Here is a 19,142-nt window from a genome sequence, read left to right on the forward strand (position 1 = left end):
CGTAAAATGAAATCTAAATTAATCCCTTTACTCGCTGTGGTTGGCAGTTTATATGCAGTACAAGCGAGCGCCCAAACTGTTTATGAAGCGACGCCAGTGACCAGCGACTCTGGTGTGACTGTGAACGTCAACGGTAAAGACTACGTACTTGTTGCTGCGAAGAGTGATAAAGAATTGGTGACAGGTGCAGCACTTGTCGATATCAAAACTGATGAGACGATCGTATTAACAGGTGAGCTGGTTGTTGAGCTTGAGTCTTTAATCGATGCACAAGAGTTTGCCCAAGCAAATCAACTAAACCTGATTTATGTTCGTGGCAATCGCGCTATTTTCCAAGCGGATGCAAACGTCGCTTTGCATACTTTTAAAGCGCAAGTAGCGCGCTTAAATGGTGTGGTTAATACTCAGATTGGTTTTAATCTTGAAGGATTAGAAGCAGAATAAGAATGAATAAAGCCACTTAAGTGGCTTTATTTTAATGCTTTAACTAAGCCCCGAATTGGGGCTTTTTTATGCGTGACGGTTATTGCATTAGTTGGCTAATGTACTTAACCGGAGCGCTGCCATAGCTTAAAAACTCTTCATGGAACGCTTTTAAGTCAAAGTCTTTACCAAGTTTTTCTTTTTGCTTTTCACGTAAATCGTAAATTTCACGATAGCCACTGTAGTAGCTCGTTAATTGAACTTGACTCAGAGTCGCTCTGCGCCACTTTCCTTCAGCTTCAGCACGTTCTTGGAAAGCACCATTCATCAGTAGGTCTAGACCTTCATCACGACTGATCCCTTTAACCTGAATAGCATAGTCTAAAATTGTGTTACAAATAACGCGTAAGTTCCATTTGTAGTACATCAACCACATCTCAGGCTCATGATTACCATAGCCTTCTTCAAGCATCATGCGTTCTGTATACACAGCCCAGCCTTCAATCATGGCACCATTTCTTAAAATAGTTTTAATGAGTGATGGTGACTTATTGGCATAAACAAGCTGAGTATAGTGGCCTGGTACTGCTTCGTGGATGTTGAGAATTTGCAAGATCCAGTGGTTGTACTCGCGTAAAATAGAGCTTGCTTGTTCTTCTGTTCTCAGCTCAAGCGGCTCTACATTGTAATAGGTGTTTTCTTTTGCATCGTATGGACCTGGCGCTGAAATAGATGCCATCGCGAAACCGCGCATGAACTCAGGTGTTTCGCGCACAACTAACGGCTTTTCAGGATCAAGTGAAATTAAGTCCTTTTCCATAACAAACTTTTCAAGTAGCGGGATTTGACGCTTAATCTCATCAACAAACTGCTCTTTTGGCACATGCTTTACAGATAAATGCTTAATAAGCTCAGCAATGGCTTGTGCGTCATCCGATGGGCGTGCTTTATTTGGGAAGTATTTTGGCCACAATTGGTCGGTTAGCTTTACCATCTCTTGTGTTACGCGTGCTTTGTCAGCAAGCGCTTTCTCGTACATGGTTTTAGCTGTGTAACCAGATTGGATATCAAAAGCAAACTTCTCCTCGTACAGCTCTTCACCAATTCTGAAGCTGCGTGCGTTACCATTGGCAGTTAACTCTTTTTCTAATTGAGTCAGAAAGTCGATATAACCATTAATCGCAGTTTTGGCGTTGACAAAACGGGTCTTAAACAGCGCTTTTTCATCAGCAGTAAGTGCGTTCGACGCATCGACTTTATCTAATAGGTCATCTTTTAATACTGCAAATGCGCCTTGGTTTTGCGCGATAGCGAGTTGAGTGTACTCAAGCGTAGGTGTATCTATGTTGTTTTTTGCCGCTTGATAAAAATCTGGAACATACTTCAAGCGCTCTAATACTGTTTTGTATTTTTCTGCGTCTGACTTAAAGCGGCTATTTAAAATGGTCGCGAAACCATAGGAGATGTTGTAATTAGACGGGTTCCATTGCCAATCTTTAAACTTTTCAACTTCCCAAATTCTTTTCTCAAGACTATTTTCAATTAGATAATAATCAGACTTTTGATTGTCACTTAAATTATTTAGATCAAAACCACGCAGTTCACTTAATTTCGCTTTTGAGAAAGCAACACTACTTGCGCGTGATTCCGCATTAGGGATAGTCATAATATGATCATACTTGCCGTACCCAACATACAGAGAATGTTCTGGGTACTGGCGCCACATGTCTTCGATAAGCTGTGCTGAAAAATCAGTAAATGCTTGATTTTGAGACTCTTGTGCAACAACCTGAGTTGTTGACTGTGAAGGAGTACTTGTTGTTGTGCAGCCAACTAGAGCTAAAGCCGCTGCAACAGCCATTGTGAGCGCTGTTTTTTTCATTCGCTTGTTCCTATTTTAATTTTCCTTATCATATCAATTTTTCGCAGCGCGCGCTCGTTCTGGCTGATCTAAGATCACTGCACCGTTGCACTCTTTCGCTACGATGTCATCTGGGTTATAAATAGGACAAGACTTCATAGATAAGCAGCCACAGCCTATGCATCCGTCCACCATGTCGCGAACGCGTGTCATATAAGCTATTTTTTCATCAAGTTTGGTTTGCCAAAATCGTGACATACTGGCCCAATCTTCCTTGGTTGGTGTACGGCTTTCAGGTAGTTTAGACAAGGTTTCTTGGATTTCTAGTAGTGAAATCCCCATTTTTTGTGCCGCTTTAATGACCGCAATACGCCGCAGCACATCTTTTTTATATCTTCTTTGGTTACCTGCGTTACGCCAGCTTCTTATCAAGCCTTTGGTCTCATAAAAATGTAGCGCAGAGACTGCCACATCTGCGCGCTTTGCTACTTGCCCTACACTTAAACGCGGCTCGTCTCGGGTTGTTGGCGTTGTCATTTTTGCCCCTTTTTTAAAATAACGCTTTACCTAAGGTTAAGTTGAGGTTTTAGCCTATCAACAAATTTACAAAAGGAGAATCATTTTGAACACAATCATTGTTTATTCTAGCGCTAAAAAAATGGGCAATACTGGCAATGCGGTTGAGGAGTTAGCTACGGAGTTTGATGCGCAAACACTATTTTTGGATGACTATGTGATCCACGATTACAGTTATGATCACAAAAATAAAGATGATGATTTTCGCAGCGTATTTAGGCGTATTTTACAGTTTGACCATGTGATTTTTGCCTCGCCCGTATACTGGTATGCGGTAACACCGAGAATGAAGGCATTTATTGATAGAATCACAGAATTTATGGATGATGAACAGCTCAAGCCTGAATTACGTGAGCTTAGAAGCAAACAGTTTTCAATATTATCCACGTCTATTCACGAAGCTGCGCCGCAGCCTTTTACTGAGATGCTGCAAAAAACATTTGAATACTTAGGCATGACACCCAAAGGTCAATATCACAAGCAATACCCCTATGAAGGTTAATTTGTTTTCGCTTGAAGAAATTGAGTTTGATATTGTTTTGGTGTCTGTTTAAAGGTCTTCTTAAACCCTCGGCTCAATTGACTTGGGTGATTAAACCCTAAGGTGAAAGCAATGCTTGTCACGCTTTCACCGCGCTCCAAGCGCTTGCGTGCTGACATCATTCGTTGGCCATTCAACCAATTTTGCGGGGTCGTACCAATGCGCTTTTTGAACTGGTCAAAAAATTTACTGCGGCTCATGCAGGCTATTTTGCATAATTCATCGACGTCGAGCTGTTCATCCAGGTTTCTTTGCATATATTCAACCGCAGCATGGATCCCCGTTGTTAACTCATATTTCGCGATTTGTTTAAATAAGAGGTCGCGGCTCTGCTGTTGCAGTAAACGAGCTACTAACTCGTTTAACGCAAGGTCGATATAAAAATCTCTTTGTGGCGTATTTTCGCAAAATAAATGCATTAAGCGCATGAGCAGTTGCTGTGTTTGCGAGTTGTGCTCGTTATGAACAAGCTCTGGCATGTAATTAAACTGTGGTTCAGAGCACCTCTCAAGTTGGTTTAATTGCTCTGCGACAGAGGCTATTTTGTCTTTACTAATATCAATGGCCAAGCAGGTTGTCGGCTGATTTCTACAGGCGGTGGGAAAGTCGATATGTACAGTTTGTTCAGGTGCTAGTACGAAGCTTTCATTGGGTAAAAATGCATGATGATAGTCGCAGCTTTCTACATGCATGACCTTTTTTCCCGAGAGCATGCCACAAAACAGCACATTGTTAGAAAACAATCGAATATGCTCTGCATGTTCATAAGTATCATAAATACTGAGCTCGACGTCATCGCCTGCAAAATGAACGCGATTCTCAACCAGTGAATTGACTTTTTGTCTTTTTTTATGAAGCTGTTCTAGCATTTTTATTCCTTATTTGGACTCAAACGCAAACATTTTATACGCAGAGTTAAGTTTTTAATCTGCCTTTAAATTAATGTCAACAGAATAACAACAAGTAGCCACCTCATTGAGAGAGTGCCGCAGTCACATAACAACTAAGTTGAAGAGGCATTTATGATTTATGCAAATCCAAATACATCAGATGCAATTGTTAATTTTAAACCCGTTTATGATAACTATATTGGCGGAAAATGGACCCAACCTGTCGAGGGGCAGTATTTTGATAATATCAGCCCAGTCAATGGTGCTGTTTTCTGTCAAGTCGCCAGATCTGGGCAAAAAGACATTGAATTAGCTTTGGATGCGGCACATAGTGCCAAAGAGTCTTGGGGCACAACGTCAGTGACAGAGCGCAGCAATATTTTGCTTAAAATCGCCGATCGTATAGAAGCCAATCTTGAATATCTCGCCGTGGCCGAAACGTGGGACAATGGCAAAGCCGTACGTGAAACGTTGGCGGCAGATGTGCCTTTGGCAGCCGACCACTTTCGTTATTTTGCAGGGTGTATCCGTGCGCAAGAAGGCAGCATTGGGGAAATTGACGAGCATACTGTGGCGTACCATTTCCACGAGCCGTTAGGGGTTGTTGGACAAATTATTCCATGGAACTTTCCATTGCTCATGGCAGCTTGGAAACTTGCGCCAGCGCTTGCTGCGGGTAATTGTGTGGTGTTAAAACCTGCTGAGCAGACACCTGTATCGATTTTATTATTGATGGAACTGATAGAAGATCTGCTTCCAGCAGGGGTCGTTAACGTGGTAAATGGCTTTGGTAAAGAAGCCGGAGAGGCACTGGCGACCAGCGACCGCATTGCCAAAATTGCCTTTACCGGCTCAACGCCAGTGGGGTCTCATATTTTGAAATGTGCGGCGGATAATATCATTCCATCAACAGTAGAGCTTGGCGGCAAGTCTCCCAATATTTACTTCAGTGATGTAATGGAAAAAGATGATGAATTTTTGAGTAAATGTGTCGAAGGGGCTGTATTGGCTTACTTCAATCAAGGTGAAGTATGTACATGCCCGTCTCGATTGTTTGTACAAGAAGATATCTACGATGAGTTCATTGCAAAAGTGATAGCGCGCACGCAGCAGATAAAACGTGGCAATCCTTTGGACACAGACACCATGGTAGGCGCACAGGCTTCCCAAGCACAATTTGACAAAATTTTAAGCTACATCGAAATTGGTAAGCAAGAAGGTGCAGAGGTACTACTCGGTGGTGAACCAGAAAAACTCAGTACGGAATATCATGAAGGCTATTATATTCAGCCGACGTTGTTAAAAGGTCATAATTCTATGCGAGTATTTCAAGAAGAGATATTTGGTCCAGTGATCTCCTTGTGTACTTTCAAAGATGAAGCGGAAGTACTCGCAATGGCTAATAGCAGTGAATTTGGTCTAGGAGCGGGTGTGTGGACCCGTAATATGAACCGTGCTTATCACTTTGGTAGAAAAATAGAAGCGGGTAGGGTATGGACTAATTGCTATCACATGTATCCGGCTCATGCCGCTTTTGGCGGTTACAAGCGCTCGGGCATCGGCCGTGAAACACATAAAAAAGCGCTGGATCATTACCAGCAAACTAAGAACCTTCTAGTCAGCTATAGCGAAAGTCCGCTTGGATTCTTCTAAGTTATAGCCTTAGCAAGATGCGCAACCATGGCCATGGTTGCGCTCTTTTTTGTTATGTTATTAGGCCAAATAGCATAGGCCGGTATAGGGGTTACTTGCCAATTGGGCAGTAACTCAATCAATTTATTTTCTCTTAGGGCTTGCTCAACAAGAAAGTCCGCAGGTGTCGCAATACCCAGCCCTTCCATACATAATTGTGTCATGCCCTCAACCGAATTCGCTGTGACTTGATAGCCAAAATGAATGTCTTGTTTGCCGAGCTCTGGGTGTATGATCGTACGCTTATTGGGTAAGCTGGCAAGCCTTATCCATGGTATGTTTTCAAGATCTTTTGGTGTCTTTGGGAGCGTGTTATTTTTTAAAAATAAGGGTGAGCAGGTGAGCTTTCGCTTTATATTACCTAGTTTTTTACTTTTTAATTCGCTATCTGGTAGGTTGCCAAGGCGAATTGCAATATCGATTCCTTTCTCTATTAAGTTCTCATATACATCACTAAAGTGAAAGTTGACCTCTAACCTTGGATGTTGCTGGCAAAATTCTGCCAATGCATGAGTATAGTGGGAGCGTATAAGTACAGTCGGCAAACTGACGGTGATCCGGCCAGATAACGCCTCTTGCTGGGCACTGATATCGGATAGGCCTTGCTCAACGGTTTTTAACATGTTTGTACTCATTTTGAATAACTGCTGTCCTTGCTCTGTTAACGAGAGCTTTCTGGTCGAGCGGTATAGCAAGGCGGTATCGAGCTTTGTTTCGAGCAAAGTAATGTGATAGCTGATCACTGAGGGCGACAAGTTAAGTGCGCGCGCCGCACCGCGAAAAGATCCTTGTTCCACAACGGTTGAAAAAATGGCGATGCTTTTGAGTTCGTCAATCATATTGAGTAAGTTTTTAGAACAGTGATATTCATTTATACCATCTAATCAAATTTTAAACAGGGGTATACACTCAAATTTTATACAGCGATGGAGTGAGCAATGTTGATAATATTGGCAATGGGCTTATATGCATTTTCTATGTCTATTACACCGGGTCCGGTGAATTTGATTATTTTTTCAGGTGGCATGAATCGTGGTATCCATGCCACGTTGCCATTTATTTTAGGCGCAACAATTGGGTTTAGTCTGTTGCTTTTAGCAACAGGGCTGGGGCTTGGTTTGGTAGTGCAGCAACATAAGTGGTTAGTATATGGTTCTACAGTGATCGGTTGTGGTTTTATGATGTATCTTGCTTTGCAACTGTTTAAATCTGAACCAAGTGTAGGCCAAACGACAGCGGTGCGCTCGGGATGGTGGGCAGGCTTGATGTTGATGTGGCTGAATCCAAAAGCGTGGTTGGCTGCTATCGCGGGCAATAGTTTGTTTATTGAGCCTAGCCAAACCAGCAAATTGTTTGTGTTTGTACTCATTTACTCCTTGGTGTGTTTTGTTTCTTTATTGTTGTGGGCAGTGTTTGGTAAGCAAGTGTCTAGCCATATCTCGAACGACAAGTATGTGCGTTGGCTTAACAAGGCAGCGGCGCTGGTGCTCACAAGTATGTGTGTGATGGTATTGTACGAGCTAGGAGGCAGAAATCTTTAGCGGTGTAGCTATTCTGTGGTAACTTTGTTTGACTCAAACTAAGTTGCCAAGGACTTTGAAGTAAGCCGTGAGAAAAGTTAAAGCTGCCCCATATTTGATTTTTAGTATTAACATTATCATCGTATTTGTTGCTATTTTTTGGCATCAAATTTCTAGTGCTAATGGTGGCTTATCTTTTATCTTACTGGTGATATTTTGCATTTTGTCATTGTCTAATTGCGTCTATCATATGAGTGTCTTGCTAGTTTATAAAGTGTTTAAAATAGAGCGCTTTAAAGTATTGGTCTTGATGATACCTGCCTTATTATTACTTACTTATAGTATTTTTGCACCGGTTCCCAATATGGAAGAGAATAGGCGCTCTATGAATATTTCTAGTTCTGAACAGTTTATCGCCCGGGTATCTGCATCGTTTAATTATTGGCATATTGAGGTGGAAAACGCCTTGGGGGAGACCATATATAAAAATGAAAATACGGCGATGAGAAGCGCATTCTCCCTATATTGGGTGTGGGATAAGCAAGACAGATTATGGTTTTATTACAGTGATGATGGCTCTGTACATTATCTATCAAAGAGTAATGATGGTTGGCAGCTGCGAGAATACAACAAGTTTAACGATGCTTTGGAACTTAAGCCCCCACCGAGTTTATTTCCATCCTATTTAATCCCTAACCATAAAAAACAATAAAGCCAATGCTTCAACTTGCTTGTTATAGCCCCCTTTAGGTTCAAGGTTGTCTGTACGAGACTATCAAAACATTTTTGGTACTGAGTACTTAATATAACGCTTACAGCATTTTTTATCGTATCATGCCGTATGCCTGTCGGTATGTTTTAATTAGTAATATAAGAATTTGCCCATGTATAACCCAAACTTACCTTTAGTTTACCACCCTAACTATTCTTTCAGTTTTGATCCTAAACATCGTTTTGTGGTGAGTAAATTTGCAAGATTAAAAAGCTATCTAGAGCAACAAGGGCTCATTGGTCAAAACTTGCATCAGGGTCCTGTTGGTCACTATGCGGACTTAGAGCTAGTACATTGTGAGCAGTATGTTCGAGACTTATACCATAATGAGCTTTGCCCAAAAGCAATGAGACGAATCGGGATCCCTTGGTCTAAAGAGTTGATGGCGAGAACATTTACAGCCCCGTTGGGCACTTATCTAACAGCGTCTCTCGCGCTTAAAAACGGCGTGGCGTGTCATTTGGCGGGTGGCACCCACCATGCTCATTACGATTTTGGTTCTGGGTACTGCATGGTGAATGATTTGGCATACACAGCAGAGCGATTAATCAAAGAAAAGCGAGTTCATAATGTGCTTATTTTTGATTGCGACGTGCATCAAGGAGATGGCACTGCCGCGATGCTCACACACAACCCTTTTGTATTTACCTGCTCAATACATTGTGAAAAGAACTTTCCTTTTAGAAAGCAACAGAGTGATTTAGACATTGGGTTAGACCCTAATGTCAGTGATCATGAATACCTGCGAGTTGTAGAAGCAACAATCCATGATTTACTGGAGCAGCTAAATCCTGATCTAGTGTTATATGATGCTGGCGTTGATGTTTGGCAAGAGGATACGTTAGGTAAATTAGATATTAGCTGGCAAGGGCTTGAGAAACGCGACCGTATTGTACTTAATGCGTGCAATCAAAAAGGCGTGCCAGTGGCGACCGTGATCGGTGGAGGATATGACAAAGACCATGAACGTTTGGCGAAACGTCATGCTATCGTCATTGAGCAGGCTGCAAAGATTTAACTTGTAGCCAAAAAGTATGTCATTAAATTATTTATACTATTTTAATTCGGTTGCTTGGTCGCTGTGTGGCAATACGCCACTTGTCTTTTACTTTTTTGGTATTATTTGAATAAGTTCAATATAGTTGCGTCAAAGTTTCCTAAATTTGGAAAGATATCGCTAATTTCCGTGTCATTTAATCCAAACCACTTTGCAATTGGGGCAAAGTATTGCTCATTAGAGTACTGAGGAATAAGCCGACCTCCGCCTACATCTATGCTATTTCCTACTTGCTGAGAGAGCATTGCACCATGAAGGTCTTGGCCATTTACTGCGCCGCCCATTATAAGTTGGTTACTGGCCCAGCCATGATCTGTACCATCTCCATTAGATGAGAGCGTGCGGCCAAAGTCGGACATTGTGAAGGTTGTTACGCTGTTTTGCAGGGATAGTTCGGTTAGGGCGTTATTAAACTCAGTCAGTGCAGTTGCTAACGTTGAAAGTAAAGCAGGCTGTCTGACTGCCTGATCATCATGCGTGTCAAACCCACCTAATGAAACAAAAAATATTTGCCGTTTGTTGCCTGTTTGACCACTTATGCTCAGAGACTTAGCCACTGCGGCTAGCTGCTCCGATAAGCTGTTATCACTAAACTGTGTGGTCAGTATCGGTGCTTGTTCCAGTAAAGTATTCATGTTTTGTACGTTATTGACTGAATTTGCCAGTCTACTGGCATAAGCATCTTGCAAAGGGGTTGTTTTGGCACTTAACAACCTATCCATAATGCTTTTGACATGATCCACTTGTGGTTGGTAGCCTGTGAGCGCATTGATTTTCATGATACCGCTTTTGTTGAGGGCATAGGGCGTGGTCTCAATACCAGCTTGCCAAGGGTTTGCGCCCGCCAGTGAGATATTGCTAGTAAAACTACTATGCTGATTGAGCCTTTCTAACATCCGTGCGCCCCAGCCGGTGTTTAGCGACACTTTTTCTTGGCCATGCATCCAAGTAGCTTGTTGATCATTGTGAGAAAATAAATGATTGGGCAAGGGCACTGTCTTATTTTGATACTCTGAGAGAGTAGTGGGGGTGATGAGTGTGCCAACACCGCCAACAAAACCGAGAGTTCCCGCATCAAATATGGAAGATAATGAGGCCATACTTGGGTGAAGCCCAACACCACCCTCATAGATTGTGCTGGTATTTAAAGCCAAAGCATCGGAAACAACGAGGTTTTGTCTACTTTGTTCATAATACGTACGGTGTTCTCCAGTTAAGGGAACCAGCATATTCAAGGAGTCGCTGCCACCATGCAAAAATATACAAACTAAGGCTTTGTAATCATTGATCGGTTGGCTGCTCAATGAGCCACTAATGGCTTGTAATTGTAGGCTGGTGAGTGCCGCTACTGAACACCCTCCTTTTAGGCAGAGAGATAAAAAAGCGCGTCTAGATTGCTCATTGCGATATGACATGTAATCAGCTCCTAGTTTTGATAGTTAAAATCAGGGGATAAAGAAATCATATACAGTAGCTGAGCGACACGTTGCGCTTCGTCTTTATTGACAAAATAACTATCTAAATCAACCAATGCTGTACGCGTGATATCTGACATGGTGCCTGCAAAATAAACCAGATCATAATAATCAAGTAAGCTTTGCAGCCCATGGTTAGCCAACATAGAAATGTCGTCTTGGGCAAACATATAAACGGTATTGGGGTTGAGCGTTGTTTTACGTTCTGCCATTCTCCATACCAAATCGCCATAATGACCGTTGATTGTGGCGACCATATTCGAATCAGTTGCAATTTGTAATTCAGGCGCAACTAGCTCGAGTGTTTGTAATTCATTTGGTGTGTGATCTGGTCTAAAAAAGTTAAACACAGAAGGTGACAATAAAGGCCCTTGGCCATAAGTAGTAGACAGGTTCCATGTGTAATAGCGGTTCAGTTCAGACCGCGCATTCAATACTCGCCATAAATGTACTTTAGTGAGTATGGGCTCTTTTATCTTCCCACTGTGTAACTGAACTTGAGAAAATTTTCTCGCTTCTTCATCAAGTAAAATCGCTTTAACTACTGCGCCAAGATCACCCCTAACACCGAGTCCGTTATCGTTAAACACGGTGGCGACACGCGCGACATATGCCGGCGTTGGATTAGATTTCACTAATCTTTGTATTAACTGTTTACTGATAAAGGGCGCGATGTTGCTGTGCGAAAATAGATTATCAAGTGCTAATTGCATTGACTCATGGGGGCCGGTTTCTGCGGGGATAACCTCTCCGTTGAGTAGCTCTTTTGGCTCCATTGAATGGTAGGCAGAAAAAGCATGCATGGGTAACGTATAATTTCGGCTGGGTCTGTCCCACCTTGCTGAGTAAGCAAATGTCCACCCAGTAAATACCTTGGCAAAGCCTGCAACTTCTTTTTGGGAGTAGGTTGCAATGGACTTTCCATCGGTGTCTAGTTTTAGGGTTCCATCGAGGTTGAGCTCATTTAAACCTATGGTAAAAAGTTGCATCACTTCTCGTGCGTAGTTTTCATCAGGCCTGATGTTACGCTCTAAATTGGCTTTTTCGTTCCCTAAATGGCTCAAATATACTCCCATCGCAGGAGATAAAGTCACTGACTCTAACAGCGTCCTAAAATTACCAAAGGCATGTTTTAGTAGCATGTCATAGTAGGCAGCCATACCTTCAGGTTCGCCGCGCAAAGAGGTATTAGCATCTGAAATGACAAATATTTCACTCAATGCGAAAGCGACTCTTTGCCTAAGTTGATCTGGTGCATTAAGACTTGCTTTCCACCATGCGTCAATTCTATTAATGTGGTTTGGGTTGTCTCTATCGGGGTAATTTTCTAGTAAAGGGGTGTGCAATGTCGGGTCTAGGGCAATTTGTTGATTGAGCCATTCTTCTTCACTTAAGCCTGATGCAGCTTGGATTTCAGAATAAGTGGCGCCAAGTGTTGCTTGCTGCATTAATGCAGATGCTTGTAGTTCGCTCATTGCATTGACAGACTCTAGCGTAGTTTCAGTGTATGTACTCGTGCCTGCACTATCAGTCACCGTGAGTGAAAATGTATAACTGTCTTTATTTATAGAGCTTGCGCTGGGCAGTGTGATGGTTAAGCTTGCACTGTTAGCACCGCTCAAGGTGACCGCCGGTCCACTGGTCTGTGTCCAGATGTAAGTTAGACCTTCTGTCGACCCCCTGACCACACTATCAATGGTGATAACGCTTCCTTTTCTGACAACTTCGCTGGGTACTCTGATATCAACGACCGGTGATGTGCTGATATCTTCTGCTGATCCTTGATCGTTTGTTGCAGATTGATCTTGAGTGTCTAGCTCATCGTTAGATTGCGTATTAGTATCGCTATTCTCGTTATTGTTATTTTCACTTGGTGTGGTGCTTGAAGATGACTGATTGTTCGGACTCGTGCCTGTGCTGTTCGCAGACCCTCCGCCTCCACCACAAGCAGATAAAATCAACGCAGCGAGCAAAGTGAGTAAGCGCATTTTCATAATGAGTGCCTCATTAAACCTTCATCTTTTTATAGCATAGAGTGTGACTATTTCAATTCTTTTTTATTGCTTTTTTGTTTTTTGTTGATTTAAAAGTATTGGTTTTTGCTTGTAACGTTATGATTGAAAATAGAAACAAATATAAAAAATAAATTAATTACTGAGTTAAGTATCAAGATGATTTAGTAAGCGAGTAAAAAACGCCTATACACAATCTCGTTTATATGTTGTTAAATGATTGAGAAAGTAAAACAAGGATTAGAATAATGAAAAAAATAGTTTGTTTAGCTTTGCTTACGAGTATGTCTTTGTTGTCGCAATCGAGTATGGCTAGCGAGTCCAAATTATCCGACCAAGAGCTTAACTTATTGCCACTTGTCCAAGTTCAGGGTGAAAAGTACATAGCCAGTACCATTGAAAGCGAAATGAAAAAACACAACTTGCCAGGGTTAAGTGTGGTTGCTGTGAAACATGGACAAGTAGTTTGGGCTCAAGGGTTTGGGTTAGCTGATAAGCTCACAGGTCGTAAAGTCACTGCTGACACTTTATTTCAAGCGGGGTCTATCAGTAAACCCGTTGCCGCCTTGGCAGTATTAAAATTAGTGGATGAGGGAAAGGTAAAACTCGATTCCGATGTTAATCAGTACTTAAAGGGTTGGCAGATCCCAAGTAACAAGTTTACCAAAACCAATAAGGTGACGGTTCGTCAGCTGTTAACCCATAGCGCAGGTTTAACACAGCATGGTTTTCCCGGTTATCAGCGAGGCACAAACATTCCCACCGATATTGATGTACTAAATGGACTTGGCAATACAGGAAAAGTCATCGTTGATAAGGCCCCAGGAGAAGGTTTCCGCTATTCTGGTGGGGGTTATACGGTCTTGGATTTACTTGTTGAGAGTGTGACGGGACAATCTTTCATTGACTACACATCAGCGCATATTTTACAGCCACTGGGTATGACAAATAGTACTTTCGCACAGCCATTACCTAAGCCTTTGTGGTCAATGGCAAGTGCTGCATTTGATGGTAGTGGGCAGCAAATTGAAGGTAATTGGCATGTCTATCCTGAACAGGCCGCCGCAGGCCTTTGGACCACTCCGAGTGATCTTGCATTATATATCGGTGCCATTCAAAGTGCGCGTGCAGGAAAGTCGGTGGGGCCAATAACACCGAAGTTAGTTAAAGATATGCTTACATTTCATGATAACGATTGGGGGCTGGGACCCGTACTCAAAAGTTATGAGCAGGGGTTAGCATTTTCTCATGGTGGAAAAAATAAGGGTTTCACCAACATATTTAAAGCTTATGCTGATAAAAAAGATGCCTTGATAATCATGACCAATGGTGACTCTGCAGGGCCTGTTATTCGTCAATTAGAAATCGCAATGAGCGATCATTTTGGTTGGGACCTTTCAACACCCAAAATAGTGCAAAAGCATGAATTCACAACGCCAAAATTAAAGCAAATGACAGGACAATATATTTATGACAAAGATAGCCAGTATTCATTTAAGTTAACGTATGATAATCAATACATATTGGCATATGATGCATCAAGAGATCATACGAGCCAGTTAATTGCCACCAGTGATGGCGAACTCATTGATATAAATGATGGCTCAACAGTGGATATTGAGCGAGATACTCAAGGTGAGATTAAGGCGTTAGTTTGGAATGGACAGTATCGCTTTGTCAAAAGCAAATTGTAAGAGACTGGGTTTTTAATTCTGCTTAGAACAGGGCTAATTATGCTAGCCCTATCAAAAGCGGGCTCTTTTGTACGCACTGACAAGCGTGCTTATGCTGGTCGTCTCTAATAATCGCTATTTACGAAGTTTACCTATTTTGATATTTGGTGTGTTCAGAAGAAGGCGTGAACATATTCGACAGTTCAGATTGTGGCAAAATACAATTTAAGTGCTGAGGTAAGTGTACTGCTTGATCATGTTGAAAGGGGGTAGTATTGGTTATCAAGAAAGTGGATACTGCTTGGTAAGAAGGCGTTTATTGTTATTAGTATATTCTTACCAAGCAGTTCGCACAAAAAACCAAGCGACGGGCATGTACTTGGTTTTTTATCAACTCTGCCCGAGTAGGCGGGCAGAAATGATAGACGATAATCGTCATTGCTTTATTACGTAATTACCACTTAAACAGCTTACATTTCTGGATACGTTTTCCGCCATAATTAGACACCATGTAAGGGCCGACTTGCTCTTCGCGAATTTTATCTGCGGTGTAGCTAATAATTTCTACGTCTAACGATCCATCGCTGTGTAGTTCATATTCGGCGTTTAGCTTGGTGTCACCAAACTCAAATAAGCTGACAAATTTGTTGTCGAACAAGTATTGGTCGATGATGATGCCGTTGTTTTCATCAACTTCATAATGGCCTTTAGCTGTATCAACTGTCACTAATGTATAGTTGCGTGGCCTAGCTTGTGCACCTTCACCATAAGTTACGATCCAGTCAGCGCGGTTATTTACTGGGCTGCCAACTTCAAGTGACATAGGGAAAGAGTATAGTGCGCCCTTACCCGGTGCTAGTAGTTCACATTGACCCTTAAAAAAACCTTGCCATTCAGTGGGGGCTGCTTGAGCCGTCAGTGAGATGGCCGACAGACCAACGCACAACGCGAATATTTTTTTCATTTTATCTTCCTTATTGATGCTTTTTTTGTGTGAGTCATCTTAATGAACGATGCTTTTTTCAGAAAATAACAAGGTGGAGAATTATTTTCTCAAATTAATAATTTATTGAGATTTTGTGCCGTTGGAGAAGGAGTTGCTGAAGCTATCGTTTGTAACTTACTCGCGTTAATTATTTCATCGAGTCAGCCTGTATATGTTCTAAATTTTGTACATGCTGTCTTTAAGGTATGTGTATCTCTCTGCTTAGCAAAGACCTCATGTTGCTCCAGTTGAGAGAGCGCCTTAGCTGATAATGGACTTAGTGCAGATAAATAGGTTTTTTTAATGGAAGGCATGATGGTGTCAAATATGAGTTTGACTCTGGGTATATGAAATTCTGAGCTGATTATAGACACATCTGGTGAACCTAGTTGTGAAAGTACAGGCAAAGTTAAAGTAGCATCTTCAATAGTAAAGCGACTTAACGTATCAGGTAAAAATGCTGCAGGGTCCACACCGTGAGCGCATAAGTACTGTCTGTTAAAGTGGGCATGTGGCGTTGATGTTGGATTGAAGTTTTCGCCAAACCCGCCTGTACAAATGAATTTCGCCTCTTGTGCTGAATGAAGTGCCTTGAGCGCAAGCTGACATCTTGCGACTGAAAGTGAAGACAAGTTACCGTGTTGGTCATTTTTATGTCCCAATACAATTATCACTTTTTCCATTTTTAACCTGCTCTAAGTCCTGTTCGAAACGTATTCTTGATGTTAAATAAAGAGTGTATTTTGCCAGTGTTCCATTAAAAAAATGCAATGGCATATCGCTTGTTATGCTGAGCAATTACGCATTAAGCAGCTTTGATTTTTAATACTCAAAAAACGTTTAAATGTGTTTATGTCTGCTTACTTATCTCTACATCATTACCTTATATAAAAACACTTTTTTAGATACATGTCTCATATGCTGTAAGCGTGATTTAATAAACCTTAAGGATATAGATGTGAAAAGATTAACCCTAAGTATTATTACGGCAGCCATACTATTGTCTGGCTGTGATAAAGATAATGATGTAATCGTAATAAAGCCAGAGAAACCAGCCACGATTGAAGACTTTAATGGGCTATGGGAAATAAAAGGTTCTGGAGAAGTTTGGGATCTATCCGCAAACGGATTAATAACCTATAACTTCAATAGTAAAACATGCATTAAAGCAGATGAAGAAAATGCACAGTTTACAAAACCACTCGTAAAGTATTTGTCGCTTAATGATGAAAAAGATCAGCTTACGTTCATCAGCCCTGCATCATCAAAGGTGCAGCTGTCTAAGCTGGAGTCACTTCCATTGCAATGCGATGCAAAAAATATTACGACAGACATGTCGTTACCAGAGACGTTTGACTATGTATGGCACACGCTGAACGAGTACTACGGCTTTTTTGAGTTACGTGGTATTGATTGGTCAGCCGTTTATGAGACATATAAGCCAAAAGTCACGGAGTCTACGACCCAGGCTGAATTTATGAGTATGATGGATACGATATTTACTGAATTTGGTGATGGTCATTTGAGTTTAGAGGGGCCTCAGGGGGCACAAGCAGATGGCAGTAAAATTGATAGTTGGATCAGAGAGGGGGTGCTTAATGGCGGTGATGATATAAGCGGCAGTTTAGCTGAGTTACAAGTTAAGGAGATTGCTGTATTAAAACACCTAATGTCGGATGGTGAGTTACATAGTTACCAAGGTACCGATGCGATACGTTTCGGCACAATTTCTCCCAAGCTTGGTTATATTCGTATAGACAGGGTTGCTGGGATGATTTTGGATGAAGCTGAGGACAATATTCTATCCCGTGTAGAAAGTGATTTGCGTAACACCGATTTGGTGATGGCTCATACTTTGGAGCAACTTCAAGACGTTGACTCAATCATTATTGATTTAAGATATAACCAAGGTGGTTTTGATAAAGTATCTCAAAAAATAGCAGGCTATTTTACAGACTCGACTTATACATTTGGCAGTAAGCAACTGAATAATGAAAGTTTTAAAGGTGAAGAGATCGCCCTTAATGTAGAGCCAAATGCGGATTTGAATTTCACTAAACCAATCTATGTGCTTATTGGTGAGCATACAATCAGTGGCGGGGAAGTGCTTGCAATGGCGTTGCAAACCTTACCACAAAGCCAGTTAATTGGTGAGGCGACAAATGGCAGTGTATCCGATACTTTAACGCATCAATTGCCTAACGGGTGGGAGCTGACCTTAAGTCACGAAGTCTATAAAAATCAGGCAGGTGAGGTAGTTGAAGGAGTAGGTATTGAGCCTGATATTGCCACTTTCTCCTACGCTTCCGTAGATCAAAAATATATGACCGATACGCCTATAGAATACGTGATGCAGCAACAAGGTGTGCACTCTTCACATAGCATAACTGCTGACAATCTAAGGCAAAAAGTACGAGATGTGATTTCACATACGAGCTTACCCAGTGTATCTGTTGCGGTAATAAAAGGTGATGAGATTGTGTTTGAACATGCTGAAGGGTTGGCAAATGTAGCTGAAAAACTGCCTGCCACAATTCATACGCCTTATAACGTAGCATCTATTAGTAAAGCAGTAACCGGAGTCGCCATAATGCAATTGGTGGAAAACGCCATTCTTAGTTTGGATGACGAAGTGGCTGATATGAATTTGTCATTCGATCCGAATAACCCGCTCAACCCTGATCCCAAAATGACGTTACGCCACCTAGTAACACATACCTCAGGGATAAAAGACAGCGATATGTTCTTCTGTACTTACTACGTTCATGAAAATAAACAGCCGTTGGCAGCCATGTTTGGACTCTCTTTTTGTGAAGATGATATGCCTGTTACCACGAGCTTAGAGCAGTTACTAGCGCAAGACTATTTCGCTGATAATGGACGCTACGTGGGGAGCGGTGTGTATTTGGATGGTGAGCAGGGTTATCCCGGCAGTGTGATGTCATACTCAAATATGGGTACGGCGCTTGCGGCTCATGCAGCAGAAAAAAAGGCCAATTTAAACTTAGCACAGCATATGAATGAAGCGATTTTTGTGCCTCTGGGGATGAATAATACAAATTGGCATCATACAGAGTTACCAGAAAATAACCCCAAAGCGGTGCAGTACAATATCGACTCAGAAGAGGTACTTCATGCCATGCCTGAGTACGGTTATGCAACTTTCTACGACGGTGAGTTGAATATCAGTAGTCATGATTTGAGTAAGTTATTAGCTGCCATTGCCAATGATGGTCGTTATCAAGATACACAGATCTTAAGTGCGTCAAGTGTTGAGCAGTTGCTTGGGTCGCAAAGCGACGTATTTAACATTCCATATCAGCAAGGCGTATTCTGGTATTGGGATGGTGCCTTTTTTGGTCATAATGGCGGAGATCCTGGCACAAACGCGTTGATGATTTATAACGCACTGACAAAAACAGGTGTGATTATGCTTGCGAATGGAGAAGATTTTATAGGCGGAAAAGAGACCATCCAACCTGTTTTAGATAGTTTGGCTGCTGATTTATATCGATATGGTGTGCAATATAACTAGTGAAGATATATACGAAATAACATAAATGAGGGGACGTGCATCGCTGTTTTGGTGTACGTCCCCCTTCAGTGTATGGCTATTTGGTTATTAAAACGTAACAGCCAAATTCGAAATGTTAAAAATATATCCA

General features: G+C 41.7%; 16 protein-coding genes. 8 read left to right on the top strand and 8 right to left on the bottom strand.

Annotated elements, in window-relative coordinates; translation table 11 throughout:
* The first annotated feature begins 6 nt into the window (after positions 1-6).
* A complete protein-coding gene (locus tag N473_RS10095) occupies positions 7-444 on the top strand; it encodes a hypothetical protein (protein ID WP_039610860.1) in 438 nt (145 codons plus the stop codon).
* A 79-nt stretch (positions 445-523) separates the two neighbouring features.
* Here N473_RS10095 and N473_RS10100 read toward each other — a convergent pair whose 3' ends face one another.
* Positions 524-2,305: a DUF885 domain-containing protein gene (locus N473_RS10100; protein WP_063367805.1), complete on the bottom strand. Its 1,782-nt coding sequence runs from the start codon at positions 2,303-2,305 to the stop codon at positions 524-526.
* A 33-nt stretch (positions 2,306-2,338) separates the two neighbouring features.
* Entirely contained in the window at positions 2,339-2,821 is a 483-nt protein-coding gene (gene soxR / locus N473_RS10105; RefSeq protein ID WP_063367806.1) for a redox-sensitive transcriptional activator SoxR, read from the bottom strand.
* Positions 2,822-2,906: 85 nt separating this feature from the next.
* Here soxR and N473_RS10110 point away from each other — a divergent pair, with 85 nt between their 5' ends.
* Positions 2,907-3,362 carry a flavodoxin family protein gene (locus N473_RS10110; RefSeq protein ID WP_063367807.1) on the top strand — a complete coding sequence of 152 codons (456 nt, stop codon included), beginning with the start codon at positions 2,907-2,909 and terminating at the stop codon, positions 3,360-3,362.
* Here N473_RS10110 and N473_RS10115 read toward each other — a convergent pair.
* Entirely contained in the window at positions 3,359-4,270 is a 912-nt protein-coding gene (locus tag N473_RS10115; protein WP_063367808.1) for a helix-turn-helix domain-containing protein, read from the bottom strand. The two genes, N473_RS10110 and N473_RS10115, sit on opposite strands and share 4 nt — an antisense overlap.
* Before the next feature lie 153 nt (positions 4,271-4,423).
* On the opposite strand from N473_RS10115, the gene N473_RS10120 reads away from it, so the two are divergent.
* Positions 4,424-5,944 (top strand): aldehyde dehydrogenase family protein, encoded by a 1,521-nt coding sequence (locus N473_RS10120; RefSeq protein WP_063367809.1) that lies wholly within the window; start codon positions 4,424-4,426, stop codon positions 5,942-5,944.
* On the opposite strand, the gene N473_RS10125 is transcribed toward N473_RS10120, so the two are convergent.
* Positions 5,941-6,822, bottom strand: a complete 882-nt coding sequence (locus N473_RS10125; protein WP_063367810.1) for a LysR family transcriptional regulator — start codon at positions 6,820-6,822, stop codon at positions 5,941-5,943. The two genes, N473_RS10120 and N473_RS10125, sit on opposite strands and share 4 nt — an antisense overlap.
* 99 nt (positions 6,823-6,921) lie before the next feature.
* Between N473_RS10125 and N473_RS10130 the strand changes: the two genes are divergently transcribed.
* The 3 genes from N473_RS10130 (at position 6,922) to N473_RS10140 (ending at position 9,293) form a co-directional block, all read left to right on the top strand.
* Positions 6,922-7,524: a LysE family translocator gene (locus N473_RS10130; protein ID WP_063367811.1), complete on the top strand. Its 603-nt coding sequence runs from the start codon at positions 6,922-6,924 to the stop codon at positions 7,522-7,524.
* 364 nt (positions 7,525-7,888) lie between these two features.
* Positions 7,889-8,215 carry a hypothetical protein gene (locus N473_RS26165; RefSeq protein WP_155735571.1) on the top strand — a complete coding sequence of 109 codons (327 nt, stop codon included), beginning with the start codon at positions 7,889-7,891 and terminating at the stop codon, positions 8,213-8,215.
* Between the two features lie 172 nt (positions 8,216-8,387).
* Positions 8,388-9,293 carry a histone deacetylase gene (locus tag N473_RS10140; RefSeq protein WP_063367813.1) on the top strand — a complete coding sequence of 302 codons (906 nt, stop codon included), beginning with the start codon at positions 8,388-8,390 and terminating at the stop codon, positions 9,291-9,293.
* Between the two features lie 101 nt (positions 9,294-9,394).
* Here the strand turns inward: N473_RS10140 and N473_RS10145 are convergent, their stop codons facing one another.
* Both N473_RS10145 and N473_RS10150 read right to left on the bottom strand, forming a co-directional pair.
* Positions 9,395-10,747, bottom strand: a complete 1,353-nt coding sequence (locus N473_RS10145) for a DUF1501 domain-containing protein (protein ID WP_063367814.1) — start codon at positions 10,745-10,747, stop codon at positions 9,395-9,397.
* 11 nt (positions 10,748-10,758) lie between these two features.
* Positions 10,759-12,801 carry a DUF1800 domain-containing protein gene (locus N473_RS10150; RefSeq protein ID WP_155735572.1) on the bottom strand — a complete coding sequence of 681 codons (2,043 nt, stop codon included), beginning with the start codon at positions 12,799-12,801 and terminating at the stop codon, positions 10,759-10,761.
* Between the two features lie 266 nt (positions 12,802-13,067).
* On the opposite strand from N473_RS10150, the gene N473_RS10155 reads away from it, so the two are divergent.
* Complete coding sequence (locus tag N473_RS10155; RefSeq protein ID WP_063367815.1) at positions 13,068-14,513, top strand: serine hydrolase domain-containing protein; 1,446 nt, start codon at positions 13,068-13,070, stop codon at positions 14,511-14,513.
* A gap of 433 nt (positions 14,514-14,946) precedes the next feature.
* Here the strand turns inward: N473_RS10155 and N473_RS10160 are convergent, their stop codons facing one another.
* Positions 14,947-15,456 (bottom strand): hypothetical protein, encoded by a 510-nt coding sequence (locus N473_RS10160; RefSeq protein ID WP_155735573.1) that lies wholly within the window; start codon positions 15,454-15,456, stop codon positions 14,947-14,949.
* Between the two features lie 182 nt (positions 15,457-15,638).
* Positions 15,639-16,160, bottom strand: coding sequence for a YdcF family protein (locus N473_RS10165; RefSeq protein ID WP_063367817.1), 522 nt, complete (start codon positions 16,158-16,160; stop codon positions 15,639-15,641).
* A gap of 275 nt (positions 16,161-16,435) precedes the next feature.
* Here N473_RS10165 and N473_RS10170 point away from each other — a divergent pair, with 275 nt between their 5' ends.
* On the top strand, positions 16,436-19,012 hold the full coding sequence (locus tag N473_RS10170) for a serine hydrolase (protein WP_063367818.1): 2,577 nt from the start codon (positions 16,436-16,438) through the stop codon (positions 19,010-19,012).
* Positions 19,013-19,142: the final 130 nt, after the last annotated feature.

Origin of the sequence: Pseudoalteromonas luteoviolacea CPMOR-1, assembly GCF_001625685.1 — a bacterium.
In the GTDB taxonomy this organism is placed as follows: Bacteria; Pseudomonadota; Gammaproteobacteria; order Enterobacterales; family Alteromonadaceae; genus Pseudoalteromonas; species Pseudoalteromonas luteoviolacea_K.